The 24,695-nt window shown below is 64.3% G+C and carries 23 protein-coding genes; 6 read left to right on the top strand and 17 right to left on the bottom strand.

What is annotated here, in order from left to right:
* Positions 1 to 359: 359 nt before the first annotated feature.
* The 3 genes from folP to DAT37_RS35605 form a co-directional block, all read right to left on the bottom strand.
* Positions 360 to 1,202, bottom strand: coding sequence for a dihydropteroate synthase (folP, locus tag DAT37_RS35615; RefSeq protein WP_232840205.1), 843 nt, complete (start codon positions 1,200 to 1,202; stop codon positions 360 to 362).
* Between the two features lie 268 nt (positions 1,203 to 1,470).
* Positions 1,471 to 3,105, bottom strand: a complete 1,635-nt coding sequence (locus DAT37_RS35610; protein ID WP_109529395.1) for an AMP-binding protein — start codon at positions 3,103 to 3,105, stop codon at positions 1,471 to 1,473.
* 5 nt (positions 3,106 to 3,110) lie between these two features.
* Positions 3,111 to 3,992 carry an amidohydrolase family protein gene (locus DAT37_RS35605; protein WP_109529342.1) on the bottom strand — a complete coding sequence of 294 codons (882 nt, stop codon included), beginning with the start codon at positions 3,990 to 3,992 and terminating at the stop codon, positions 3,111 to 3,113.
* A gap of 250 nt (positions 3,993 to 4,242) precedes the next feature.
* Between DAT37_RS35605 and DAT37_RS35600 the strand changes: the two genes are divergently transcribed.
* The 3 genes from DAT37_RS35600 to DAT37_RS35590 all read left to right on the top strand — a co-directional run bounded on the left by DAT37_RS35600 (position 4,243) and on the right by DAT37_RS35590 (position 6,241).
* Positions 4,243 to 4,719 (top strand): response regulator, encoded by a 477-nt coding sequence (locus tag DAT37_RS35600; RefSeq protein ID WP_109529341.1) that lies wholly within the window; start codon positions 4,243 to 4,245, stop codon positions 4,717 to 4,719.
* A 156-nt stretch (positions 4,720 to 4,875) separates the two neighbouring features.
* Positions 4,876 to 5,778: an SDR family NAD(P)-dependent oxidoreductase gene (locus DAT37_RS35595; protein ID WP_109529340.1), complete on the top strand. Its 903-nt coding sequence runs from the start codon at positions 4,876 to 4,878 to the stop codon at positions 5,776 to 5,778.
* 1 nt (position 5,779) lies between these two features.
* Entirely contained in the window at positions 5,780 to 6,241 is a 462-nt protein-coding gene (locus DAT37_RS35590; RefSeq protein WP_109529339.1) for a MaoC family dehydratase, read from the top strand.
* Between the two features lie 155 nt (positions 6,242 to 6,396).
* Here DAT37_RS35590 and DAT37_RS35585 read toward each other — a convergent pair whose 3' ends face one another.
* The 6 genes from DAT37_RS35585 to DAT37_RS35560 all read right to left on the bottom strand — a co-directional run bounded on the left by DAT37_RS35585 (position 6,397) and on the right by DAT37_RS35560 (position 13,654).
* Complete coding sequence (locus DAT37_RS35585; RefSeq protein WP_157978852.1) at positions 6,397 to 7,221, bottom strand: cytochrome c oxidase assembly protein; 825 nt, start codon at positions 7,219 to 7,221, stop codon at positions 6,397 to 6,399.
* Between the two features lie 166 nt (positions 7,222 to 7,387).
* A complete protein-coding gene (locus DAT37_RS35580; RefSeq protein ID WP_109529337.1) occupies positions 7,388 to 9,403 on the bottom strand; it encodes a linalool dehydratase/isomerase domain-containing protein in 2,016 nt (671 codons plus the stop codon).
* 157 nt (positions 9,404 to 9,560) lie between these two features.
* Entirely contained in the window at positions 9,561 to 10,679 is a 1,119-nt protein-coding gene (locus DAT37_RS35575; protein ID WP_109529336.1) for an NAD(P)-dependent alcohol dehydrogenase, read from the bottom strand.
* 72 nt (positions 10,680 to 10,751) lie between these two features.
* Positions 10,752 to 11,945, bottom strand: a complete 1,194-nt coding sequence (locus tag DAT37_RS35570; RefSeq protein ID WP_109529335.1) for a cytochrome P450 — start codon at positions 11,943 to 11,945, stop codon at positions 10,752 to 10,754.
* A gap of 27 nt (positions 11,946 to 11,972) precedes the next feature.
* Positions 11,973 to 12,161: a ferredoxin gene (locus tag DAT37_RS35565; protein ID WP_109529334.1), complete on the bottom strand. Its 189-nt coding sequence runs from the start codon at positions 12,159 to 12,161 to the stop codon at positions 11,973 to 11,975.
* A gap of 11 nt (positions 12,162 to 12,172) precedes the next feature.
* Positions 12,173 to 13,654, bottom strand: a complete 1,482-nt coding sequence (locus DAT37_RS35560; protein ID WP_109529333.1) for an aldehyde dehydrogenase family protein — start codon at positions 13,652 to 13,654, stop codon at positions 12,173 to 12,175.
* A gap of 278 nt (positions 13,655 to 13,932) precedes the next feature.
* Between DAT37_RS35560 and DAT37_RS35555 the strand changes: the two genes are divergently transcribed.
* From DAT37_RS35555 to DAT37_RS35545, 3 genes are read left to right on the top strand one after another with little or no spacing between them, the layout of a single operon-like run.
* The gene (locus tag DAT37_RS35555) at positions 13,933 to 16,230 is read left to right on the top strand and encodes an ATP-binding protein (RefSeq protein WP_198654593.1); all 2,298 of its coding nucleotides are present in this window, start codon (positions 13,933 to 13,935) and stop codon (positions 16,228 to 16,230) included.
* Positions 16,227 to 17,783 (top strand): PAS domain-containing sensor histidine kinase, encoded by a 1,557-nt coding sequence (locus tag DAT37_RS35550; RefSeq protein ID WP_109529331.1) that lies wholly within the window; start codon positions 16,227 to 16,229, stop codon positions 17,781 to 17,783. Before DAT37_RS35555 ends, DAT37_RS35550 begins: the two co-directional genes overlap by 4 nt.
* Entirely contained in the window at positions 17,780 to 18,451 is a 672-nt protein-coding gene (locus tag DAT37_RS35545; protein WP_232840204.1) for a response regulator, read from the top strand. The genes DAT37_RS35550 and DAT37_RS35545 overlap by 4 nt, the downstream gene beginning before the upstream one ends.
* Positions 18,452 to 18,499: 48 nt before the next feature.
* On the opposite strand, the gene DAT37_RS35540 is transcribed toward DAT37_RS35545, so the two are convergent.
* Genes DAT37_RS35540 through DAT37_RS35505 form a run of 8 tightly spaced genes read right to left on the bottom strand, consistent with a single transcriptional unit; the run spans position 18,500 to position 24,693 of the window.
* Entirely contained in the window at positions 18,500 to 19,858 is a 1,359-nt protein-coding gene (locus DAT37_RS35540) for an MFS transporter (RefSeq protein WP_109529330.1), read from the bottom strand.
* Positions 19,859 to 19,890: 32 nt separating this feature from the next.
* Positions 19,891 to 20,166, bottom strand: coding sequence for a muconolactone Delta-isomerase (locus DAT37_RS35535; protein WP_109529329.1), 276 nt, complete (start codon positions 20,164 to 20,166; stop codon positions 19,891 to 19,893).
* 8 nt (positions 20,167 to 20,174) lie between these two features.
* Positions 20,175 to 20,870: an alpha/beta fold hydrolase gene (locus DAT37_RS35530; protein ID WP_269814825.1), complete on the bottom strand. Its 696-nt coding sequence runs from the start codon at positions 20,868 to 20,870 to the stop codon at positions 20,175 to 20,177.
* An 8-nt stretch (positions 20,871 to 20,878) separates the two neighbouring features.
* Positions 20,879 to 21,736, bottom strand: coding sequence for a class III extradiol dioxygenase subunit beta (locus DAT37_RS35525; RefSeq protein WP_232840209.1), 858 nt, complete (start codon positions 21,734 to 21,736; stop codon positions 20,879 to 20,881).
* Between the two features lies 1 nt (position 21,737).
* Positions 21,738 to 22,082 carry a protocatechuate 3,4-dioxygenase gene (locus DAT37_RS35520; protein WP_109529326.1) on the bottom strand — a complete coding sequence of 115 codons (345 nt, stop codon included), beginning with the start codon at positions 22,080 to 22,082 and terminating at the stop codon, positions 21,738 to 21,740.
* Positions 22,079 to 22,936, bottom strand: coding sequence for a bifunctional 5,10-methylenetetrahydrofolate dehydrogenase/5,10-methenyltetrahydrofolate cyclohydrolase (locus DAT37_RS35515; RefSeq protein WP_109529325.1), 858 nt, complete (start codon positions 22,934 to 22,936; stop codon positions 22,079 to 22,081). The genes DAT37_RS35520 and DAT37_RS35515 overlap by 4 nt, the downstream gene beginning before the upstream one ends.
* A gap of 9 nt (positions 22,937 to 22,945) precedes the next feature.
* A complete protein-coding gene (gene purU, locus DAT37_RS35510; RefSeq protein WP_109529324.1) occupies positions 22,946 to 23,815 on the bottom strand; it encodes a formyltetrahydrofolate deformylase in 870 nt (289 codons plus the stop codon).
* Positions 23,812 to 24,693, bottom strand: a complete 882-nt coding sequence (locus tag DAT37_RS35505) for a methylenetetrahydrofolate reductase (protein WP_198654591.1) — start codon at positions 24,691 to 24,693, stop codon at positions 23,812 to 23,814. Before DAT37_RS35505 ends, purU begins: the two co-directional genes overlap by 4 nt.
* Positions 24,694 to 24,695: the final 2 nt, after the last annotated feature.

The following is a 24,695-nucleotide window of genomic DNA, read 5'->3' as shown; positions in this document are numbered from 1 at the left end:
CCCAGTTGCTCTACCCAACTGTGATTCGTGACATGAAAGCCACCCCGAGATCAATTTCGGGCCGGGGCGTAAACCCGGGATGATCGGGCCGCCGCATAGACCAGGGCCCTGCGATCTGCCCGCAACGACTTGCACCAGCGCAGGTACGACGGGGTTTGGGCAACTACGCCCACAGACGGCCTGCCGCCCGGCGCACCGGCCGCTCTCTGGCCACCGTAACTAGCACCGCGACGTGCACAGCAAGACACCGTGCAGACAGAAGGCATCCAACCCGCGAAATCCCGACCACGCCGCCCAGGTCATTTTCAAGGTCGGTTGTTGCACTACTCACCAGCTGCGACGTCTGGCCGCCCTGTTTGTCAGTCGATCGAGCCCCAGACGGCTTCGAGCATCGCCACTGTGTCCACGGTCTCGGCGACATCATGCACCCTGATGATGTCGACACCAGCCGACCACGCAGGCGCCACAAGAGCCAGCGAGCCGGCTAGCCGATCGCTAACAGTCCGCCCCGTCACCGCACCAATAAAGGATTTGCGGCTTACGCCGAGCAAAACCGGCGTTCCGAGCGAACACAGACGCGGGAGAGCGCGCAGGAGGGCGATATTGCCCGCTGCAGTTTTGCCGAAGCCGATGCCTGGATCGATCCACAACTCGGTGATGCCGTCAGCTGCTGCGGCGCGAGCCACTCGACGCAAATGCTCGAATACGTCGTCACAGACGTCGGATTCATCGAGCGTCGTCTCGGATGCCGGAACTCGAACGGAGTGCATACCCACATAGGCTGCGCCAAGCTGTCCGGCCACCGGATGCAGCATGCCCGAGACATCGTTGATGATCGAGGCGCCGAGCGCGACAGCAGCGTGAGCCACGGGGACATGCCGGGTATCGACCGACACTCGACCGAACGGCGCAATCCCGGCAACGACCGGTGCGATGCGCTCAAGTTCCTGTTCGGCGGTGACCGGCACCGCGCCCGGTCGGGTCGATTCTCCGCCTACGTCGATGCACCAAGCACCGAGCTCGAGCATTCTCTTCCCGGCTTCAACAGCTTGCTCGGGGCTAAATCGGCTGCCTGACCAAAACGAATCCGGGGTGGCATTGACGATCCCCATCACCCGCATCGGCCCACACTGCCCGGGCCGGCCCGACATCCGCGCAGAGCGGGTGGGTCTGCCGGGAGCGCGCAACTGTTCGATCGTCATCGCAACGCCTTCTCCGCGGTCGTGGCGTGTGTAGCCAGGCGGTCGATCACCGGTCTAGGCGTTGGTGTGTTCGAGCCGCCCACTGCACCAGATGGCCGCGTTCGAGGGTTAGGCGGGCGAGGCTGCACAGGAGCGCTGGCTCGGACAGCAGCTCGAGGGACACGGTGCACAGCCGCCCCCGCGATCGATGCCACGCACGACATCGAACCCTCGACCGGCACGAATTGCCGCCCGGATTCTTGAATGTCGACATCGACGTTGGCGCGCTTCACCGCGGACTGGCTTCGACCTCGGCGAGGACCGTTTCGCGAGCCCACTTCGCCTCGAGTTTGCCGGTGGGGGTTCGGGGCAGCGCCGCTTTGATCACGATTCGGCGCGGCACCTTATAGCCTGCCAGTTCACGGCGCACCCACTCCTGCAACTCGGCTTCGGTCAGCGCATTGTCGTCGGTCGCGACGATCGCAGTGACCCGTTCCCCCCAGGTGTCGTCCGGCACCCCGATCACAACGGCGTCGTGGATCTTCGTATGGGCCAGCAGAACATCCTCGACCTCCTGCGGATGCACCTTCTCACCCCCGGTGTTGATCACTCCGGAGCCCCGGCCCAGGAATCGGATGGCGCCATCTGCCTCGACCTCGACAAGATCGCCCGGAATGGCGAAACGAACACCGTCGATGGTCCGAAAAGTGCTGGTGGTCTTCGAGGTGTCCTTGTAATAGCCGAGCGGCATCGGCCCGCTGTAGGCGAGCATGCCGATCTCTCCGCTGCCGGGTACTACTTCGGTGTCGTCGCTGCGAATGATCCGCGTCGCGGGTACTGGGAAGAAGCGCGCAGGCAGTTCCTCGAGGGAAGACGTCACCGCGAAGGCGAACGGCCCTCCTTCACTGGAAGCGATCGCGTCGATGATGGTGACTGCGGCTCGCTCGTGCAAAGCCTGCTTCCAGCGATCGCTGAGCGCTGTGCCCGAGCTGAGAATTGTTCGAAGCGAGTCGATCTGGTGAGCTGTGTCGGCATCTTCGGCTGCGATCAGCTCCTCGACCAGCGGACGACAGACAGCGTTGCCCGCGACGATCACCGTGCTCACTTGCTGCTCGGCCACGGTATTCCACACGTGCTTCGGGTCCAGCCCACCGCGCCGTGCTGTAATGACCCGACCCCCGACCAGCAGCGCGCCCATAGCGTTGAACAAGCCTGTCGCGTGCATCAGAGGCACAACTGGCATGACCGTAGGCGACCGCCCCTCACCCCGGGCGCGGACGGCGACATCGACGGCTTCGTCCAGAGTCCCGGGCAACGTGTCGACACCCAGTGGCCGGAAGACAGGGACCGCCAGCGAATGCAGCAGGTCCGCTTGCTGCCAGATGACCCCCTTCGGTTTCCCCGTAGTGCCGCCGGTGTACATGAAGATCTGGTCTATTCCCGGACGCTGGCGGGCTGGGAGACGATCCCCAGCAGCGAATAGTTCCTCCAGCTCAGGGACGTCGGGGCCAGCGGCTCCAGGGACTGCGGCCCCGACGCGGACAGCGAGCCGCAACGTTGCTACGTGATTTGTCGCGTGCACCACATTCGGCGCCAGCTCGGCACTGAACACGATCGCTGCCGCGTCTGCGTCGTCCAGCAGCGAGGACAATTCCTCCTGGGTATAGCGGTAATTCGCGTTGACCGGGACTGCACCGATTTTCAGCGCAGCGAAGACGGTTTCCAGGTAGGCCGACCCGTTGTACAGGTAGCACGCCACCTTGTCACCGCTACCGACTCCGGCCTCCGCGAGAACAGCGGCGAGGCGCGCGGACCTGTCCTCGAATTCTGCAAAGGTGAAATCCCGATCCGGCTCGGAAATGGCCACCGCGTCGGGAAGCGCCCTTGCGACCGCTTCCCAGATCGTTCCGAAGGACACGTCCATCCGATTCACCCCTCTGCGCCGGGTACGCCGCCCAGACCGAACAGGCGGATGGCGTTCTCTCGGAGAATGAGTGGACGAACCTCGTCCTTGATGTCAAGCGTCTCGAAGTCCTTCAACCACCGTTCAGGAGTGAGCGCCGGGAAATCGGAGCCGAAGAGAACCTTCGTCTTCAGCAACGAGTTGGCCTGTGCCACGAGCTGCGGCGGAAAGTACTTCGGCGACCATCCGGACAGGTCGATATAGACCTGCGGCTTGTGCCCTGCGACCGCAATAGCCTCGTCCTGCCAGGGCACCGACGGGTGGGCGATGATGATCGGCATGTCCGGGAAGTCCACCGCGACATCATCGAGGTGAAGGGGATTCGAGTATTTCAGCCGGATCCCGCCACCTCCACGCTGACCGGCCCCGACTCCGGTCTGCCCGCTGTGGAACAGCGCGGGCAGTCCTGCCTCGGCGATCACCTCGTAAAGTGGATACGCGACAGGGTCATTGGGGTAGAACCCCTGATCGCTCGGGTGGAACTTGAAGCCGCGCACGCCGTACTCGTCGATCAGTCTGCGGGCCGCCCGCACACCCGCCGCGCCCCGCCCTGGATCGACGCTCGCAAACGGGATGAGCGTGTCGGGAAATTCCGCAGCTTGTTCGGCGATCTCTTCGTTGGTGACACGAGGTCCAGTGCCGGTCCGGGTAATAGAATCGACAGTGAAAACGATCGCGGCCATATTCCGGTCTCGGTAGTATGCAGCCAATTCCGGCACGGTCAGCTCCGGAATCTTCCCGAAAACACCTGCCAACGAATCCGCGCCACTACCGTCGCGCTTCTTCTCGGTGACCGATGCAAGTACGTGGGTGTGCACGTCGATCGCCGTCAGTTGGCTGGTATCCATTTCGGTGCTCCTCGTCGAGTCGGTGGTGCCCAGGTCTGATCGTATGGACTGTGAGAACTTGGAAAAACGGTCAAACGCCGACGACATCCAGCCGCGCTGCCTAGCCGTGGCGTGACAAATGTCGTAGTCATGGGAGGCCGGACTGCGCAATCCTGCGATTCGTCGTGGCGCTCTCCGCTCGCGCAGCGCATCCTGGCCGAGTCGTACTTCCATTCAAAGGCCGAAACTCCCTTCCCGGAGGTTGACTCTGATGCCCCGTGAACCCGAGCGGACCTCGCCTGCGCTGACGCGCACACGTGTACTGCTGGTCGACGACCATGTGTCGGTGCGCCGCAGTATCAGGGCCTACCTGGAAATGGTCGGGATCGAAGTAGTCGCCGAAGCGGGAGAGGGACGGGAGGCCCTCCATGTGCTCGACACACTGTCTGCGAGATGCGGGCTTCCCGACGTCGTGCTGATGGATCTGGTGATGCCAGGGATGGACGGCGTCGTGGCTGCAGGCCGGATTGCGCGCAACTTCCCCGAAGTGCGGGTCATCGTGCTGACGGGCTTCGGCAGACCGGACCAGATCGAGACCGCGATGGCAAACGGAGCGGACAGTTTCCTGCTCAAGGACGCCGCGCCGGGGGAAATCGCTCGTGCCATTCTGCAGCCGCAGGTCTCGCCGCGTTCGGGTGCACCGGGGCCGCCGACCGTCGGTGAAGCCGCTCCGCGACATCCGACGTAGTCCGTCTACGTCGGAAGCACTCGTAAGTGCGGTCATCGGAGCGATCCGAGAGCCGATGTCGGCTTCTAGCGTCGATCCGGAGGCTGGAGGAATCTCCGTCTCCGCACGTATCTCGACAGACCCGACAGCGCCATGCGCTTCGTTCAAGGAGGACTCATGCTCGACGGCAGAGTTGCCGTGGTGACCGGATCCGGTCGCGGCCTCGGCAGGGCCTATGCGCAAGCACTGGCGGCGGCAGGTGCGGCGGTCGTAGTCAACGACATCGACGCGGACGTTGCGGCGGAAACCGTGGCGGCCATCACCGATGCCGGTGGCCGGGCCGTGGCCGAGGTTGGCGCGGTCGGAGAAAGCGAAATGGCCGACGCGCTGGTGCGCCGGGCCGCCGATACGTTCGGCCGGCTCGACGTGATGGTCACCAACGCCGGTGCGCTGCGAGACAAGACCTTGCGCAACACGACCGATGAGGACTTCGACCTCGTGGTGGGCAGCCATCTTCGCGGCACCTTCACTTGCGGTCGTGCCGCGGCGGCGCAGTTCCGCGAACAGGGCGAGGGTGGCCGACTCATTCTGGTGGGCTCGCCAGCGGGCCAGCGGGCCAGCTTCGGACAGACCGCCTACTCGGCATCCAAGGGCGCCATCGTCGCCATGATGCGCACGTGGGCGGTCGAGCATGCCAGGATCGGTGTGACCGCCAATGCCATCGTGCCGACTGCGCTGACCCGGATGGTTGCCACCATCCCTGGTCTGGGAGAACTCGTGGCCAAGGTCGAGGCCGGTGAACCGGTACCGGAGCCGGCACGGCGCAAGGGTCTCGGCACGCCCGCCGATGTCGCCTCGGTGATCGTTTATCTGGCCTCGAAAAAGTCCGAGCATGTCACCGGTCAAGCCATCGCGGCCGGCGGCGATCGGATCGCCCTCTGGACACATCCGTCCGAGGTGGACGAGCATCAACAGCGGGGTGGCTGGTCGGCCGAGCAGGTGGCCGATTTGTTCGGCGACACTCTTGCGGGTCGGCTGCAGGGCTTCCAGCCTGCCCCACTGGTCATTGAGGAGGTCTGACATGGCCCCGGTCGTAGTCGATGGCGTCGAGGGTGTCCGTTCTCTGCCGATCGGGGAGCTTCTCGGCCGCAGCGAACCGATCGAGATCACTCAGGACGCGGTCGACATGTTCGCCGACGCCACGGGCGACCATCAATGGATTCACGTCGACGTGGAACGTGCGAAGAACGGCCCCTTCGGCGGTCCCATCGCTCACGGCTACCTGACGTTGTCGCTGGTTCCACGCCTGCTTCCGGAGATCGTCGAATTCACCGGCTTCGCCCTGACCGTCAACTACGGGTGTGAGAAGGTCCGTTTTCCTTCTCCGGTTCCCGTGGGAAGTGTGGTGCAGGCTGCCGCCGTACTCGACGAGGTCACCGAGGTCAAGGGCGGATTGCAGCTCGCCATCACGATGACGTTCACGGCCGAGGGGTCCGCGAAGCCAGCGTGCGTCGCCACTATTCTGGTTCGTCAACTGGTGTAAAAATTGGCATGGACTCCGGCGCCGATCAGCTCGATCGGCGCCGGAGTTCTGCGCGTGATTACGCGGCAGCGGCATGTGTCGCACTCTGCTTCACTCACCTGCGTTGCGCTGCCGGTTCGACAACTTCCTGCGGATCGAGGCGATGGCCAGGGCAATCAGGACGCAACAAGCCATCGGTCCTCCTCGGTTCGGTGACGGTAGCTTCGGGCCACGATGAGCACTGCGCCGATGATGCTGAGTGTGCCGCCGCCGACAGCGGTCAGCCATGCTGCCTCCGGAAGTCCCGCGCCGTGCACTCCTGGTACTCCGCGCAAAAGGCTCAGCCCAAGTAGCAGGTTCACCGGAACGCCGACCAGAAGCATCGCTATCGCTGCCCGGGTCGGCAGAGCCGACTCCGGCGGACCCGCCGACAGGATCATCGACCAGAACAAGAAACCGCAGACCAGGAAGTAGGCGCCAGTGACGAGGTGCACCGCTCGGTATGTGGTCGCCCAGGCCAGAAGCGGTGTATGCATGAAGACCACCATGGATCCGTAGTAGTCGACCACGAGCAGCAGGCGCACCAGCGGTCCCACGGTGACCGACCTGACTGCGGGATCCTGCAGAATTTCACGCAAAGCCGCTGCACGGCGCGTCGGCAGTGCTAGCAGGAGCAGTTGCACTGGCTGTCCGGCCAAGAGCAGTGGTGGGACCGCCATCATGAGCAGCAGATGCCGCCCGATGTGCCCAGCCAAGTCGGGATGACTGCCACGCACCCCTCCGAACAGCGCCGATGCCGCGACCAGGAGACCGCAACCGAAGACGAAAGATCGCCACAACGGCCAGTAGTCGCCGGTTCGGGTCGACCGTGCAGCCGCCGAGGCGTAGAGCACAGCCATCGACACCACCGCCGCCATCCCGACGATGGTGTACCAGTCGGCTCCGGTCGCATTTCCGGCCTGTGCGTGGGCGAGAACCACACTCGACGCTAAACCGCTCATGGGTGCGGATCCGCCAGATTGTGACCTCGCAGCCGATACCCGATTCGGAACCACCGTGACCAGGCCGGGATGCTCATCCATTCGCCAGGTTGCGCGGAGACCCGTTGGGCGACTGACTCGCGTGCCGCGGGCAGAACATCGATCAGACTTCGAAAACGCCTTGCGTTCACTGCGGAACCACCCTGATCTCGCGGCGCCTTTCGACGTCGACCAGAAGGGTCAGCCGTCCCTGCTCATCGGCGATTCCGTCGCTCTCGACAGCACCGTGCACCGTGTATCGACCGCCCGGGCGAAGGCGAGCCAATCCGATTTCCTCACGGGATCCTGCGTCGGTTGATCGGAGGACCACGCTCAGATCCGCGCCGTCGCTGACCGCCCGCGCAATCATGACCCGCGGGTAGGGCACCGACTCAAGGATCGGGCCGGTCGCCCACGTCTCGGGCATTCCCTTCTCGATCAAGTCCAACCACCCGCCCTGGCGCCCGAACAGCGCCCGACCCAGGAGCGTGTGCGCCAGGATCGAGGCGCCCTCGACGGTCAACCATCCGCGCTCGTCGATGCTCACTGCGGCGCGCTCTTTCAGCTCCTCAAAGCTGCGGGTGAACAGTTCTTCGTCGCCAGCCTCACGTCCTTCCTCCATGAGCGCGGCGTACGCGGTGAGCGGGTGGAAGGAGTAGTTGCCGGGGTCGAGCAAGCTCTCCTCGTCGGCGAACGGTGTCCGTAGCGAGCCCGGCTCACCACAAGCCGTGCGGAGTAGGACGTATCCCCGATCGGCGACATGCGGCAGTAGTGGACGGAGGTCTGTTGCCGAGACGACTCCGAGCTGTCCGAAGCCTGCCCGGCTCGACCGGTAGGCGTTGACCATGCCGTCGGGCCGGACCAGTTCCTGCTCGAAACCCCGGACGTAGCCATCCTTGATCTGGTCCCAGAAGTTGGTGCCGTGTACCCGATCGTGTACTCGCAGGGCAGTGCCGCCGCGGAGATTGCAGAGCGAGAAGATCCAATTCGGCTCACAGACCACCAGTCCCCACGGCGAGCGTACATAGTCCGCGGTGAGTGCAGCGCACAGTTCGCCGAGGCTGTACTGGTACCGGCGTCGGCGGCTCCATTCGAAGGCGATGGCACCCGGATGGCTGTGGGATAAATCCCCGCTCACCGTCTGGTAGAGACCGAGCGACAGCGCGAAGTAGCCGGTCATCATGATGTTCTGCTTCTTGCCAGGGTCAGGATCCCATTCGAGGTTGCCCCAGAGGTTTTCGAGCGCCCAATACCCCCAGACTTTCTTCTGCTGGTAACGCTCGATGAGCCGGCGTTGCGCCTCGTCCAAATAGGCTGTCGCCGAGGGGTTCCGGCTGTAACGCTGCAGGGCCAGTGCGTTGATCATCGCGTCGATCTGATATCTCAGCGCCGCGGGCTGAAATTGGTCGATCACGGTCCAGTTCGACCAGTCTCCCGGCTCCTGGAACGCCATGTCCACGAACCGCCTGGTCAGCGCCAGTTCTTCGAGGCCGAGCTCGCCAGCGGCATGAACGGCTGGCCTGGCGTCTCCACGTAGTGGCGGTGTCGCCTGCGCCAGCAGAGTGTTCGCCGCGCGAGCCTGTTCGACCTGGGCCGCGTGAGTGCGGCGACGCAGACGGAGCTGTTCAATCCCTACGAGCAGCACCGCTGCGGCAACTCCCCACGGGACACCGGCCCGCAACGGTCTCCCGCCCGCAGCGCGCTTGGCCGCGAGCGCGGCCGCCGTCACCCAGACGAGCGGAGGCAGTGCCATGCCTCCGGCCCCGAACCACAGGAGCAGGCTGAAGGCGAAGGCGACCAGGGTTGCAGCGAATCTGCCGTGGTCGCGGGTCTGCAGGAATCCCACGCCAGGCAGCATCATGCCGGTCGCAAAGGCCTTTTTCCATGGTGGAGCCGAGCTGGCTGCCGCCAGCAGGCCGACGGCCTGGGTGCTTCCCAGCACCGCCAGCAGGCGCCGCTGGCGGGCCCGCGACATCGGCCCAGTCGCGTGGTCTGCGATCGGGATCTCCAGCGAACGCTCGAACATCCGGTCGGCCCAGTGCTGTTTGTCGATCTCCGGGTGCTTCATCCCGGCCAACAGGGTGGTGAGCAGTGGCGCGACCACCGGAACCCACGCGCTGGAGGACAAACGGTCAACGACCGCGAACACGGCTTTCAGCTCCACAGGCCGGTGTCCCGGCTGCCTCCGGAGTGCGGACAGCGCTTCGTCGACAGCGTCCCACCCGTGCTCGCCAACAGCTCCGGCAGCGGCCTGCACCAGACCGACCAGTGCATCGGCAGTACTGGCGATCTCTCTATCCGTACGATGTCTCACCAGCTACTCACGCTTCCCCGAAGAGCAGGACCGGCTTGATGGTCGAACCGTCTCGGGCGTCCGCAGCCGCCTGATTGATCTCGGCGAACGGGTAGGTCTTCACGAGCTTGTCCAGCGGCAGCCTTCCCTGCCGGTAGAGCTCGACCAGCAAGGGGATGAAGGTCTCCGGGTCGGAATCGCCCTCGGTGACTCCGATGATCGATCGCCCCACCAGCAGGCCGGTGTAGTCGAGCACGATCTCGGTACCCACCGGGGCAGCGCCGACAGCCGCACACGATCCGAAAGTTCCGAGCGCTTCTACCGCGGTGCGGAGCACGCCCATGTTCGCTGTCGTGTCGATCGCGTAGTCCAGGCCGGCTCCGCCGGTGATCTCGTCGAGCGCTTTCGGCACATCTTCGCTGCTGGCGTCGATGCGATGGGATGCGCCGAGTTCCATCGCCAAATCCAGGCGGGAACCGACCCTGTCGATGGCTACTACAGCGGCCAGCGGGTTCAGGGCGGCGGCCGCGATCGCGGCGAGACCGACCGCGCCGGTTCCGAACACCGCGAGGGTTGTTCCCGGTTCCGGACGCAGGATGTTCAGCACCGTGCCTGCACCGGTCTGGATGCCGCAACCGAGCGGTGCGACGAGTTCGAGCGGGACGTCCGCAGGAACTTTCACTACGCTGCGTTCATCGACCACAGCTGAGGCGCTGAACGACGATTGACCGAAGAACCGCCCCCCGAGGACGGTGCCACCGCGCCGTACCGTGGCGCTGCCGTCACCGCGCACACCGCCGTTGAACATGTTCGTCGGCACCCATGTGGTGCAGTAGGCGGGGTGGGCGCTGCGACAGTGACGGCAGGCCCCGCAGGAGGTGAACGACAGCGCGACCGAGTCACCGGGGGCGACGCGGGTAACCGCGCTTCCCACCGCGGTCACGACACCTGCTCCTTCGTGGCCGAGAATGCCGGGAAGTGCGAAGGGGATGTAGCCGGCCTGCACGCTCAGATCGGTGTGGCACAGCCCAGCTGCCACCATACGGACCAATACCTCGTCGGGGCGCAGGTCGTCGAGTTCGACTTCGTGCAGGGTGAACTGTTCGCCGGCGGATTCGATGACTGCGGCTGTCGTGGTGGTGGGCATCGTTGTCCTCGTTGAATCTGGAAGTGGGATCGTGAGCTCCGGCTGAAACCGGAGCTCACGATGAGCTGGATCTCAGCGGATGCGGATCGGCAGGGAGTCCAAGCCGCGGGTGATGCTGTTCGGGGTCAGCGTCGGCTCCCCGGTCAGCTCGATGGTGGTGACTCGTTTGGCAAGCGCGCCGAACAGGGCGTGGCCTTCCATCGAGGCGAGAGTGCGCCCGGGACAGGTGTGCACGCCGATGTCGAAGGCGACGGTGTCAACCGGGTTGCGTCGGACATCGAATCGATCCGGGTCGGGGTAGTGCCGCTCGTCGCGGTTGGCCGAGCCGTAGGAGTGCACCACGCGTGCACCCTTCGGGATGACCGTGCCGTCGACGTCGACATCGCGGGTGGTCACCCGGGAGAAGAATTGGGCGGGCGACTCCAGCCGGATGCCTTCGAGGAAGGCGCTGGGGATCAGCTTCGGGTCCTGGCGGACCGCCTCCCACTGGTCCGGGTTCTGCGCGAAGAGCATGAGAGTGCTGCCCACGGCGTTGATGGTGGTGTCGAGGCCGGCGTTGGCGTAGCCGATCATCATCGTGACCGCTTCGTTCTCGGTGATTTCGCCCCGTGCCGCGGCGTCGTAGACGACCTTGCCGAAGCTGTCGGGCAGCAGGTTCTCCGGTCGGGCATTGGTGATGAGGTATTCGAGCTGGGCCTGAGCGGCCGGGAGCGAGTCGGTCTGGCGCTGTCCGAGAGGGCCGGCGAAGTTGAAGCTGTTGACCGCCCAGTCCAGTATCTTGTCCCGGCCCTCGTCTCGTGGGAAACCGACCAGGTCCATCACGATGTTCACCGGCAGCGTGCGCGCGAAGTCGGTGACACCGTCGAACTCACCACGCTCGAGAAGTCGCTCGACGAGGTCCTCGGCCTGCTGCTCGATGTCGCCGGCGACCTGTCGGATGAACTTCGGCCGGAGCGCGTCGTCGAAAACCTTGCGGATGTGGCGATGCTTCGGCGGATCCATCGCCAGGATGGAGTCCTTCCACGCGTCGTTGGCGATCGGGTTGAGGGCGGGGCCTTGTGCCGAACTGAAGATCTCCCAGTTGTCCAGCGCCCACCGGACCTGGTCGTACCGGAACAGTCCGTAGAGGTCGTACTTGGACAGGTACACCACCGGGCCCGCATCACGCAGAGCCTTGTAGTGCGGGAACGGATCGAGTAGCACCTCGTCGGAGAAGAGATCGATGTCGGTCTCGAAAGCGGAGGTGGAGGTTTCGGTAGTGGTCACCGTTGTTTTCCTTTCGGAAGGAGTAGTTCAGCCGAGGCGGACGGCGTGCATCGGGCAGGATCGCTCGGCGAGTACGGCGCTGCTCTCCAGCTCGCCGGCGACGTGTGGACTGAGGACAACCGAGTCGCCGTCATCGTCGAGTGCGAAGATTTCCGGGGCGGACTGCACACAGACCCCGTAGCCTTCGCACAACGATTGATCGATGTTGATTCGCATCTGCAACGCTCCTACAGGCTGATCAGTACGGACTTGGTCTGCAGGTATTCATCGAGCCCCTCTGGCCCGCACTCGCGTCCGTAGCCGGAGGCCTTGTAGCCGCCGATCGGCATCGCTACATCGAGCACGCCCCAGCCGTTGACCCAGACCAGGCCGGCCTGCAGGGCAGCGGCGACACGGTGAGCGCGCGTCACATCGGCGGTCTGGATGCCGGCAGCCAGGCCGTAGGGCGTGTCGTTGGCCAGCCTGATCGCCTCCTCCTCGGTGTCGAAGGGCTGCACCGTCAACACCGGACCGAAGATCTCCTCCTGTACGAACGGCGAGTCCTGGGCGACATCGGCCAGCACCGTCGGGCGGGCGAAATAGCCGGCGGTGTCCGATTCCCACGAGGCACCCGGACCCAGTACCCGTACTTCGTCCTCGGCGGCACGGCGCAGGAATGCCCGGACCTTCTCGAGATGCCGGGGCCCGGTCATCGGGCCGATGACCGTGCCCTCGTCGAGGGGATCACCAACCGGCACATGCTCGGCCGCCGCCGCGATCGCTTCGACAACCTGGTCGTAGATCGGGCGCTCGACGAGCAGGCGGCTACCTGCCATGCAGAACTGCCCGGTGTTGTAGACGAAGCCGTTGATCGCGGTGGTGACTGCCTGGTGAACGTCGGCATCGGCGAAGACGATGTTGGCACTCTTGCCGCCCAACTCGACAGTCACGTGCTGCAGGTTCTGACCTGCAGCGGCGGCAATAGCGCGACCGACGGCCGTCGAGCCTGTGAAGGCGACTTTGTCGACGCCGGGCGCCTCGGTCAACGCGCGCCCGGCCTCGCTGCCGCCGGTGATCACGTTGAAGACTCCGGCTGGCACACCGGCCTCGGTGAGCAGGTCCGCCATGCGTAGCGCGGTCAGGGAGGTCTCCTCCGACGGCTTGTGCACGACGGTGTTGCCAGCCGCCAATGCTGGTGCGATCTTGGAAACGGAGAGCACCAGCGGGAAGTTGAACGGCGTGATTGCGGCGACCACGCCTAACGCTTCACGGCGGGTGTAGGCCATCATCGGGGCGGCAGTCGACCGCACCGACCCTTCGATCGAGGCGGCCAGGGAGCCGTAGTACTCGAACATCTGTGCCGTGGTGTCGACGTCGATCATTCGGCTGAACATGATCGGCTTGCCGGTGTCGAGGGACTCCAGGCGGGCGAGCTCTTCTCGGTGCTCCCGGACAAGCGCGGCTGCGGCGAGCAGCACTCGACCGCGTGCCCGACCGGGCAGCCCGCACCAGGATCCAGCGTCGAACGCCTGCCGGGCTGCCCGAACCGCGCGCGCGACATCATCGGCGTCGGCTTCGGCGATTGTCGAAATCTCAGAGCCGGTCGCCGGGTCGATTACCGGTCGACGCCGATCCGGCACCGTCTCCCATGCGCCTCCGATGAAGAGCTGCCCTGGTCGGATCGCCGTGGCCGTAGTGGCCTCGGCAGGAGGATTTGCTATGGAGGTCATCGTCGTCCCTCTACTCGTGGTGTGCGTCACAGCGACCGTGTCATCTCTGCCTGGCACTCCGGTTAGGGGGAAAACACCCGGGTCCACTACCCGACCGCTTCCGCGGGTAGACACTCCCAGCCCTCGGCCGGGTGGACGGGCGGACAAAAGGTCAATATGGACTAAGTCATTCGTCGCGTTTTCGTTGCTTAGGTGGCAAACTCCGCTTTCGATTCGCCGCGAGCTGCCAAGCTGGGCCTCTGATGGACGATCAAAGGGCTTCGCGCTCCGCTGGCAATGTGCCCAATCTGGTGAGCAGTTTTGTGGGGCGACACGGTGAACTCGCCGAAGTGCGACGTTTGATGGAAGGCGGCCGGTTGCTGACGCTGACCGGACCTGGCGGCGTCGGTAAATCCCGGCTGGCGATCCAAGCGGGCACTCTCGCACGTCGAGCATTTCCCGATGGTGTGTGGCTGGTCGAACTCGCAGCCCTGCAGGACGCTCAGCGGGTGCCCGACACCGTCGCCGACGCGTTGCAGATCAAGGATCAATCGGTGCGCCTCGCCAAGGAGCAGTTGGCCGACCATCTGGCCAGTCGCCAGTTACTGATGATTCTCGACAACTGCGAACATCTACTCGTCGCGTGCGCGGAGCTGGTCGATTGCCTGCTTCGTCGCTCGCAGCGCCTCCACATTCTCTGTACCAGCCGCCAGCCGCTGAACCTTCCGGGCGAGCGAGTGCTGGTAGTCCAGCCTTTCCCGGTGCCCTCAGTGGAGCACACACCAGCAACCGAGTTCCTTTCCAAGTTCGAAGCGGTCGTGCTCTTGGTGGATCGCGCCTCCGCGGTGCAGCCTGGATTTGAGGTGGACGAGAACAATCGGCGAGCGATCGCGCGGTTGTGCCGGAGGCTGGACGGGTTGCCCCTCGCCATCGAACTGGCTGCTACGCGGCTACGCTCGATGGCGGTGCAGCAGGTTGCCGACCGACTCGACAACCGGTTCGAGTTGCTCAGCCGTGGAAATCCGGCCGCATTGTCACGCCAGCAGACCTTGCGCGCACTCATCGACTGGAGCTACCACCTGTGCACGGAGCAGGAGCGGCTGTTGTGGGCCCGACTGTCGATATTTCCCGGGGACTTCGATCTCGGGGCGGCCGAGGGAATCTGCGCGGGCGACGGCATCGTCGCCGAGCAGATGTTCGACGTACTGGACGACCTTGTGGCCAAGTCGGTCGTGGTCACCCGTCACGACCATCCCACTCCTCGCTTCCGGCTCTTGGAAACGATCCGGCAGTACGGGCGCGAGTTGCTGGAACGCAGCGGCGACGAAGCGAGACTGCGCAGGCAGCATCGCGACTACTTCCTGGCGTTGGCCCAGCGTGGCTGCCGCGACTGGTGTGGTCCCGAGCAAGCCGAGATCCTTCGCCGGTTCCGTCTCGAACAAGACAACTTCGGCGCCGCCTTCGATTGGTCGTTGGCCGACCCCGGCGAGCAGATCTCGGCCCTCGCCCTGCTGTCCGCACTTCGCTATCACTGGACACTCGGTGGGTTTCTTTCCACCGGAAGACGCCTTTTTGATCAAGCACTGGACAGCGTCGAAGACTCGACTGTTGAGCGCGGAGACGCCTTGTGGGTCGCCGCGTGGATCGCGCTTCTACAAGGAGATCACACCGCGGCGGCGCGCTGGCTACACGAATGCGACTTCATCGCGCGTGCCTCCGGCAACGATCACCTCCAGGGGTACGCCCTCCTGCTGTCCGGCACCGCGAATCTGTTCAGCGGCAGAGCCTCCGCAGCGGTCCGCTTCTTTCACGCCGCCCTGGTTCGCATGCGCCGACACGGCGACACCGCTGCCACGTTGTGGGGGTTGTTTCAGTACAGCGTCGCCCTCTCTCATGTCGGCGATCATGCTGGAGCTCAAAACGCATGCGAGGATGCCATCGGCATCGCTGAACAGCGCGGGGAGCTTTGGGCACGATCGGAAGCGATGTGGGCTCGAACGCTCGATCAGTGGCTCGCGGGTGGGGAGTCCGGAACCGTCGCGGAACCGAGGGTGATTCGCGAGGCACTGGCGGTCACCCCCAACGCCAATGATGTCAGTACGGTACTGGGCGTCGAGTTGCTGGCATGGATCGCGGCCTCGCAGACCGAATTCGAGAACGCGGCGCGCCTGCTCGGCGCAGCCAGCGCATTGTGGACTTCCTTCGGCACCACGATCAACGCCTTCGGCCCACTCTTCTCCGGCCATTCCACGGCCTGCCGCGACGCAGCAATCAAGGCATTGGGAGGTCCTCGCTTCGACGAGCTCCACGATGTGGGCCGGGCGCGACCACTCGAGATCGCCGGGATCAGTGATACTCCGATGGCTCCAACCGACACTGCATCGGGCCCACGGTTGACCCGGAGGGAGCGTGAGGTCGCCCAGCTCATCACCGAAGGATTGACCAACAAAGCGATCGCGGCCCGCTTGGTGCTGTCCCCTCGAACCGTCGAAGGCCACATCGAACGGGTTTTCGCCAAGATCGGTGTCGACTCCCGTGCACAGGTAGCAGTGTGGATGGCACAGCACGAGGCGCAGACGCACGGAGCTAAGACATGAACCATCCAGGAACAAGCCTGCTCGAGGAGGCGATCCGGTCCGAGCGCGACGCTGGCCGGCTGGCCCCGTACGGACTCGCGGTTATCAAATCCGAAGGCACATTCTCGTGGGTCAACGCCGCAGGCGCCCGGCTTCTGGGACGCGCCGTGGATCTGTTGGTCGGCACGCCGTCACCGTTCCCCGCGTCGGAAACGAGCAGCGCGAGCGACACCGGCCTCTTCGAGTACGACTCCGAACGGATCGCGGCATGGGAGGACTCGCAAGGGCGGCTGCGCGATCTTGCATTTCGAGTGCATTCGCTCACCAAAGGCGAGGGAGTGGTCGCCGCTTTCCGGGATGTGACCGACGAGCGACACCGGCAGCGGCGGGTGGCGGCGATCGCGCGCAGCGCGGCCAAGCTCGCCTCTCAAGGGTCTCTGGCAGCCACCTTGGACGCATTGGCCGAGGAAGTCCTGCAGACCGATGCGGTTGCAGCTGTGCAGATCCTGACCATCGATCCCGGCAGCCAGACTCTGCGAATCATGGGATCGGCTGGCTTCGGGCACTGGCCGGACTTCTTCGACCGCCTTGTGGAGTGTCAGGAACGCGGGGCGTCACTGGTCATGATTGAGGCGTTGCACGGCGCAGAACCGATCGTGGTTTCTGATCGCTGGTCGGCGATCAGGACAGATCCGGCGTGGGAGCCCTTACATCAGTACCTCGGTGAACTGCGCTGGGAATCGTTCGCGAGCGTGCCACTGATCATCCGAGGACGCGTCGGCGGGGTTCTCAACGTCTTCTTCTCACCGGGACAAACCGTGGCGGGCACCACCCTCGACTTCCTCGTCGCCATGGCAGACCAGGCCGCGGTCGCGGTCGACTACGTAGCGCTGCTGCAACGCGAACGCGATGTCGTGCGACGAGAGGAACGGCAACGCCTGGCCCGCGACCTGCACGACTCCATCGTCCAGCAGGTCTTCTCGATCTCGATGCAGGCCAAGTCACTCGAAATATTGGGACAACGGAACAGTTCGGTTGCTGCGGCGCCAGTGCGACGAATCGCAGACGAGGTCGGCCTGCTGTCGCAGACGGTCCTGGCCGATTTGCGGGCCATGGTCCACGAGCTACGCCCGGTATCGGCCACCGAACTCGGGGGGCTCGAAGAAGCGGTGCGGGCGCTGGTCGACAGCACGACCAACAGGACCGGCATGCGGTTCAGTATCGTCGCCGGTCAAGGACTGGACAGCATCGACAGCTCGATGGCCGACGACGCGTACCGGATCGTGGCCGAGGCCGTACACAACGTTGTCAAGCACGCTGATGCCAGTAAAGTCGTGATTCGGCTCGCAGTCCGCAAAGCGATGCTGCGCGGAACCGTGACCGACGACGGCTGCGGGCTGCCCCCGGACGCTGGAAAAGGCTCTGGGTACGGATTACAGACGATGCGCGAGCGCGCCGAGCAGTGGGGCGGAAACCTCACTGTCGGCGCGGGCAGAAGCACCGGAACCGTAGTTAAGTTCACTCTACCGATCACCGGGCAGGCGCCGACCGCGAACAGGAGAAGAATGTCGTGAATGATATAGCGGCGCAAACCGTCAAGGTCATGCTTGTCGACGATCACGCTGTCGTCCGGCGCGGAATCCGCGCCTACTTCGAAGTTCTCGATGATATTGACGTAGTCGAGGAAGCCTCCGACGGTCAGGACGCGTTGAACAAACTCGGCACGATGGCGGCATATGATTCCCTGCCCGACGTCGTCCTGCTCGACCTCATGATGCCCCGAATGGATGGTGCAGTCGCGACCGAGCGAATCATCGGCTCGCACTCGGGGGTTCGTGTGGTCGTGCTGACCAGCTTCGGGGAAATGCCGCGGGTGCACGCAGCGCTGGCTGCCGGGGCATCGGGCTACCTGTTGAAGAGTGCCGGCCCCGATGAAGTCGCTGCGGCGATTCGCGCGGCAGCACGTGACGAGGTCTTCCTCGATCCCGCCGTCGCGCGTCGCCTGACCCAGGAGATGGTCGCCCCGCCGACCGGACTATCGGCGTTGACCGACCGTGAGAAGGTGGTGCTGCGTCTGGTTGCCACTGGCCAGTCGAACAAGGCGATCGCCAAGGAGTTGGTGATCAGCGAGCGAACCGCGCGTACCCATGTCAGCAACGTCCTTCGCAAGCTGCAGCTGAACTCTCGCACGCAGGCCGCGCTGGTCGCGGTACGTGAGGGATTGGTTCCACCACAGAAATGACTGTCCCCGGCCGCGGACACCCGTGGGTGTCCGCGGCCGGGGATGCGATCAGGCGCGCTCGGGAGTCGGCTCGATCGAACTGTTGCCGGTTCGTGCAGGATCTGGGACAGCCGTCGTCTCGCCTGGGCGCAGGATTCGGTCTCCTGCTGGCAAGATCGCCAGCAGACTGATCGCCGCGGCCGCAGCGAGAAGCGCCGAGACCGCTAGACTGCTACCGAAACGGGCGAACAAGGCTGTGGCGAGGATCGGTGTGATACCTCCGCCCAGGATAGATCCGGCCGTGTAGCATACGGATGCACCGCTGTAGCGCAACCGGATCGGAAACATCTCGGTGATTAGCGCCGGCTGCGGCCCGGCCATGACGGCGTTGGCCGCAGTGATGACGGCAAGGCCGATGAACATCCATCCCACAGAACCGGTGTCCACAAGAAGAAACATCGGCACTGCCCAGACCACTGCCAGTCCGGCCCCGACGAGGAAGGTGGCTTTGCCGCCGAATCGGTCGCCAGCGGTTCCGGCGAGCAGCATCATGCCGATCCAGAGCATGCTCACCGCGACGATAATCCAGAGCATTGTGCTGGTCGCCATGCCCAGTTGCTCGGTGCCGTAGGAGACCATGTACACCGATACGAGGTACCCGATGGCCGGTGCGGCGATAGAGGCGAGACTGCCGACGACGAGCTGAATCCGAGACAGGCGGAACACCTCCACGACAGGCAGCTTGACCACTTGGCCTGTCTCTCGAATTTTTTCGAATTCGGCGCTGTCTTCGATCTGCAACCGGATGACGAGGCCTACCACGATCAACACGGCACTGATCAGGAAGGCAATACGCCAACCCCATTCGACGAAGGCGCCAGCGGGAAGCACTGCAGTGAGGACGAGAAATATCAACTGCGACAACAGGATTCCCGATGGCAGGCCGAGCTGCGGGAAGCACCCGTATAACGAGCGGCGCCGCGGAGGAGCGTTCTCCACTGCCATGAGCACCGCACCGGCCCATTCGCCGCCGACTCCGGCCCCTTGCACCAGCCGCAGCACGATCAGCAGAATCGGGGCCCAGATACCGATGGCTTCGAAATTGGGAATCAGTCCAATCGCGGTGGTAGCGATACCCATCGTCATCAGCGAGACGACCAACATCGACTTCCGGCCCACCCGATCACCGAAATGGCCCATGACCACCCCGCCGAGTGGGCGCGCCACGAAGCCGACGGCGAAGGTGCCGAGTGCGGCAAGGGTTCCGCCGAGTTCGGAGAAGGTCGGGAAGAATTGGCTTCGGAACACCAGGGTGGCGGCAATTCCGTAGATGAAGAAGTCGTACCACTCGATCGTGGTTCCGATGTAGCTGGCCAGGGCGACGGTGCCCGCTTTGCGAGTACGCGGGGCTGAGCCGCTTGTTGTCATGATGATTCGGTCGATTCGTGGATCGAGCAGCGTCAGCGCTCTTGGGGGTGGGTGGCGAGTGCCTCGACGGCGATGTCCATCCACCTCCACATGGGAAGCGATGCCAGCGCGTCGTGCAGGGCTGCCGGGTCCGCCGCCTCATAGAGACCGACGGTGGCGTTGCGCCCGGGGACGCGCCACAGTCGTTTCAGGACACCGGCTTCGCGAAGTTCGATGGCGCGCTCACGCTCCTGTGCGCGCAGTTGCTCACGTAGTTCGTCGGGGAAGTCGGCGGGCATGCGGTTCTCGGTTCGTACCAGGAATTCCATGCTTATCCTCAGGAGTAGGCCGGGGCCAGCAGCAGCGCGGTCAGCTCGTCCGGTGCAGTGACCATGGCTTCGTGTCCGGTGGCGATCGTCCGCACTGGCCAGCCGCGCAGCGCGGCCTTCTCGGCGTGCGCCTGGAAGACGCGCTTCCAGGCGGTGCACTCGATGAACTCGGCGGGGACTTGATCGACCTTGCCGGTGATTCGTAGTGGCTCGATGTAGCTGCGCCAGGGGTGAGGGGTGAGCCGCGCCGAGAGCCAGTCGAGGTCGGACTGCTCGGTGATGCCGAGCACCTGCAGAGACCGCACCGGGATGAGCCAGCCGAACCCGGGCCCCTCGACCGACTCTCGGTAGTGCTCGGCGATGACAGGCGGCTGCAACTCGATTGCGCGATCACCGTTGTCACCGACGAACGCATCGAGGTACACCCGCCGGGCGATCCGGTCGGGGATCCGGTCGGCGACTCCAGTGACGACCTGACCTGCGTAGCTGTGGCCCACCAGTACGACGTCATGAAGGTCGTAGGCTTCTGCCAGCGCGACGATGTCTCTGATGTGAGTGCTCAGCCCGACCGATGGGCTCAGCAGATGCGCACGATCGCTGACTCCTGTCAGGGTAGGCGCGTGCACTGCGTGACCGGCCGCGCGAAGTTTCTGCTCGACCTTCTCCCACACCCAGCCGCCGTGCCAGGCACCGTGGATCAGCACAAAGGTACTCACCCGACAACCGACCCATTCCGGTCCATGACCTCGAACAGCGCTATACCGGCAGCGGTGTTCGACGCCGGTACATGGTAGCCATCGGAGATGCGACGGATATTGGGCCCGAGCGCGCCCCGCATCACGAGCCACATGATCAATTCGAGCCCCTCGGTACCTGCTTCGCGGATGTAGTCCTCGCGTGTGAGCGCGGTTAATCGGGCGGGGTCGGACTCCACTGTTTCCAGAAACATCCGGTCGAAAGGCTCGTTGATCATGCCGGCTCGGGCACCGGCCAGTTGGTGGGACATTCCCCCGGTGCCGAAGACCGCGACACGCAGATCCTGAGGGAAGGAGCGGATCGCGCGCCCCAGCGCCTGTCCCAGCGCGTAGCATCGCGCCGCCGTCGGCTGCGGATATTGAATGACGTTGACCAGCAAAGGCACAACGGCACACGGCCATGCGTCGCCCGGGTCGGGGCAATAGACCGACAACGGGACGGTCAACCCGTGATCCACATCGAGTTGATTGAAAGTTGCGATGTCGAAAGAATCGTCGATTAACTCTCGAACCAGGTGGGCGCTGAGTTCCGGGGATCCGATGACCGGAGGTACGGGGCGACGGCCCCAGCCTTCATCCGCCACGGGATAGCGTTCCGCAGTCCCGAGCCCGAAGGCAGGAACGAGGTCGAGGCCCACGGAGTTGGCGTGGTCGTTGTAGATGACAACAGCCACGTCGGGGCGATGGTCCTGCATCCACTTACGGGCAGGCGCGTATCCGTCGAACAGCGGTTTCCAGTACGGCTCGTCGGTCTTGCCGTGGTCCATCGCAGCACCGATGGACGGGACATGAGACGTGGCCAATCCCCAGATCACGTCAGCCAACTTTCCGCCCTCCTGCCAGTAGAGCCGCGGTGAACTCCTCGGTCGACATGCCGGTGAAAACGCCACCGAGATACTGCATCGACTTCTTGTCCAGCATCGCGAGTTTGAACGTATAGAAGATGGAGGCACCGAGGTCCTGCATGGCAATCCAATTTCTCTGTAGGACAGCGGTTTTCTGCTCCTCTGTCAGGCCGTACTCGGCGCAGTAGGCGGCCTGGTCTGCGATGAACCGGTCGCGGTTGTCTGCATGCTTGAGCGATCCACATAGACGATTGAGGGCATAGCCGCGCCGGCCCTGCTCGAGATCGAGGATGTAGTCGTCTCTGGCGGCGGTCACGGCTGCCTCCTATTCTCGGCCTCGTGACGGCGAGCGGCGGCGATGGTCTGCGCGAGCAGCGTCGCGATGGTCATCGGCCCGACACCGCCCGGCACCGGCGTTATGAACGATGCGCGCGCGGCTGCGGCCTCGAACTCCACATCACCGCGGTTGTCGGCGTAGCCAGCGTCGATGATCACCGATCCCGGCTTGATCCACGCACCCCGCACCAACTCCGGGATGCCGGCAGCTGCCACAACGACATCTGCGCCCTCGACCTCGCGAGCGAGATCGGTCGTCTTCGAGTGGCAGTATGTGACCGTCGCGTTCTGCCCCAGCAGCAACATGCCCATCGGCTTGCCGAGAATCGGACTACGGCCGATCACTACAGCACGCTGTCCGGCGAGCGGGATGTCATACGCCGCCAGCAGCCTCATGATGCCGCCCGGGGTGGCGGAATCGAAGCCCTTCTCCGCGAAGGCCATCGTCGCGAACGATGTTCGCGTCACCCCATCGACGTCCTTGGAGGGCGCGATCGCTTCGAAAGCGGCGCGCTCATCGATGTGCCCGGGTACCGGGTGCTGCAGCAGAATCCCGTCTACCTCGGGATCCGACGACAGTTGTTCGATCTGCTGCACCAGCTTCCCGGTGGCGACTCCGGCGTCGATGTCGATGCGGCGCGAGAGCATTCCGACCTCGGCGCATCGGTTGGCCTTCATTCGCACGTAAGTATGCGAGGCCGGATCGTCCCCGACCAGTACAGTCGCCAGCACCGGGGTACGACCAAATTCTTCGACAAAACGGCTGGTATCGGCGGCTACATCGTCAAGCAGCCGGTGCGCGACCGCGCGACCGTCCAAGATTTTCGCTGTCACTACCGCCTCCTAGAACACCACGGTGGTATTGCCGTCCCGAATGACCCGGTCGTCGCAGTGCCATGAGACGGCGCGCGACAACACCAGACGCTCGACATCGGCACCCTTGCGCTGCAGTTCCGCCGTGGAGTCTCCGTGCGCGACCCGGATGACGTCTTGCTCGATGATCGGTCCCTCATCGAGGTCCTCGGTGACATAGTGGGCGGTGGCACCGACCAACTTCACCCCGCGCTCTTTTGCACGTTGATAAGGACCGGCACCCATAAACGCGGGCAGGAAGCTGTGGTGGATGTTGATCACCGGAACTCCCACCTCTGCGAGGAAATCTCCCGAGAGCACCTGCATGTAGCGGGCAAGGACTACGAGATCGACGTTGCCTTTGAGCAGATTCAACTGCTCCTTCTCGGCAACGGACTTGGTCCCCTTCTCGACCGGTACGTGGAAGAACGGAATGTTGAACTGCCGCACGTCGTCGCCCAACTCCGGATGATTCGAAATCACCATCGGGACGCTCATGCGCAATTCGTCACGACGCTGACGCCACAGCAGGTCGAGCATGCAGTGGTCGGTCTTGGAAACCATGATCGCCACACGTTTGCGACGCTTCGCCTCCACCAAGTGGAAGTCCAGATCCAATGAGCCGGTCAGTTGATCTTCGAACTCCGCGCGGAGCTCATCGAGTTTCACCGACAGATCGGGCAGGTGAAAGACGGTGCGCTGGAAAAACCTTCCCTGCGCGCCGTCACTGCTGGTCTGGTCCAGGGACACTATGTTCGCGCCTTGCCGGGTCAGGGCTGCGGAGACCGCCGCCACGATGCCGGGCTGGTCATCGCCCTGTACGATCAGCCGGCCGTAGTCGGCGGAGAGACCGGCGCTCATGAGCGATCATCCTTCCCAAGGGAGGCCAGCATCTGCTGTCGCCACTCCTCTGTACCGCGGAGCTCGTTGAAGGTGAAGATGTGCAGGCCTGCGATGTTGTTCGTCGTCTTCGGAGCGGCCACCCCAAGGCGACGAACAAGCTTGGTCGGGTTGTAGGCACCCGGCATGAAGAATTTCCAGATCAGGCTCTGCTGCTTCTGCAGGAATCGAGCGGACTGTCCGAGCCCGATGCCGGCCGAGATGCGAATCAGTTTCTGCCGGCTCACCGGGCCCGGCATACCCACGTAGACAGGCAGATCAACGCCCTTGACACGGATGTCGGCGCCCCACGCGCCGATGGCGTCGGCGTCGAAGCAGATTTGGGTGAGCACGCGGGTGGCGTGCGAAGACTTATGCGCGAGCGCCAGATCCAACGCCGACTGCGAGATCGCCGCATGCCCCTCCGGATAACCGCCGATGCCGACGCTGTCAAAGGGGTGCCCGATCTCGTCCATCGCGCGCAGCAACCCCAGGGCCTCACCGAACTTGCCCGCAGGCTTCGGCGCGTCACCTCCGATCACGAATACCGAGGTGATTCCCGAATCGCTTAGCCGCGCGATCACATCGGCGACATGACGCTCATCGACGAATTGCCGGGCAGGTAGGTGCGGAGACACGCGGTAGCCGTGCCCGGCGAGACGTTCGGTGAGAGCAAGCGTCGTATCGATGCCCTTGGCTTCGGTCACCGTCACGGTGAGCGGGACCTCTGTGGGAACGTGCTCGACGACATCCTGCTCGGTCTTCTTGAACGGCATCACCTCGTAACTCATGTTGCGCACGAGTTCGGCCAAATTCGACTTCCGACGCACGCCGGCGGTGTCGTTGTTGAAGTACAGCATCT

The organism is Nocardia aurea, from assembly GCF_003123685.1.
In the GTDB taxonomy this organism is placed as follows: domain Bacteria; phylum Actinomycetota; class Actinomycetes; order Mycobacteriales; family Mycobacteriaceae; genus Nocardia; species Nocardia aurea.
Note: the sequence above shows the minus strand (reverse complement) of the source record. Positions and strands in the feature narration are given on the sequence as shown.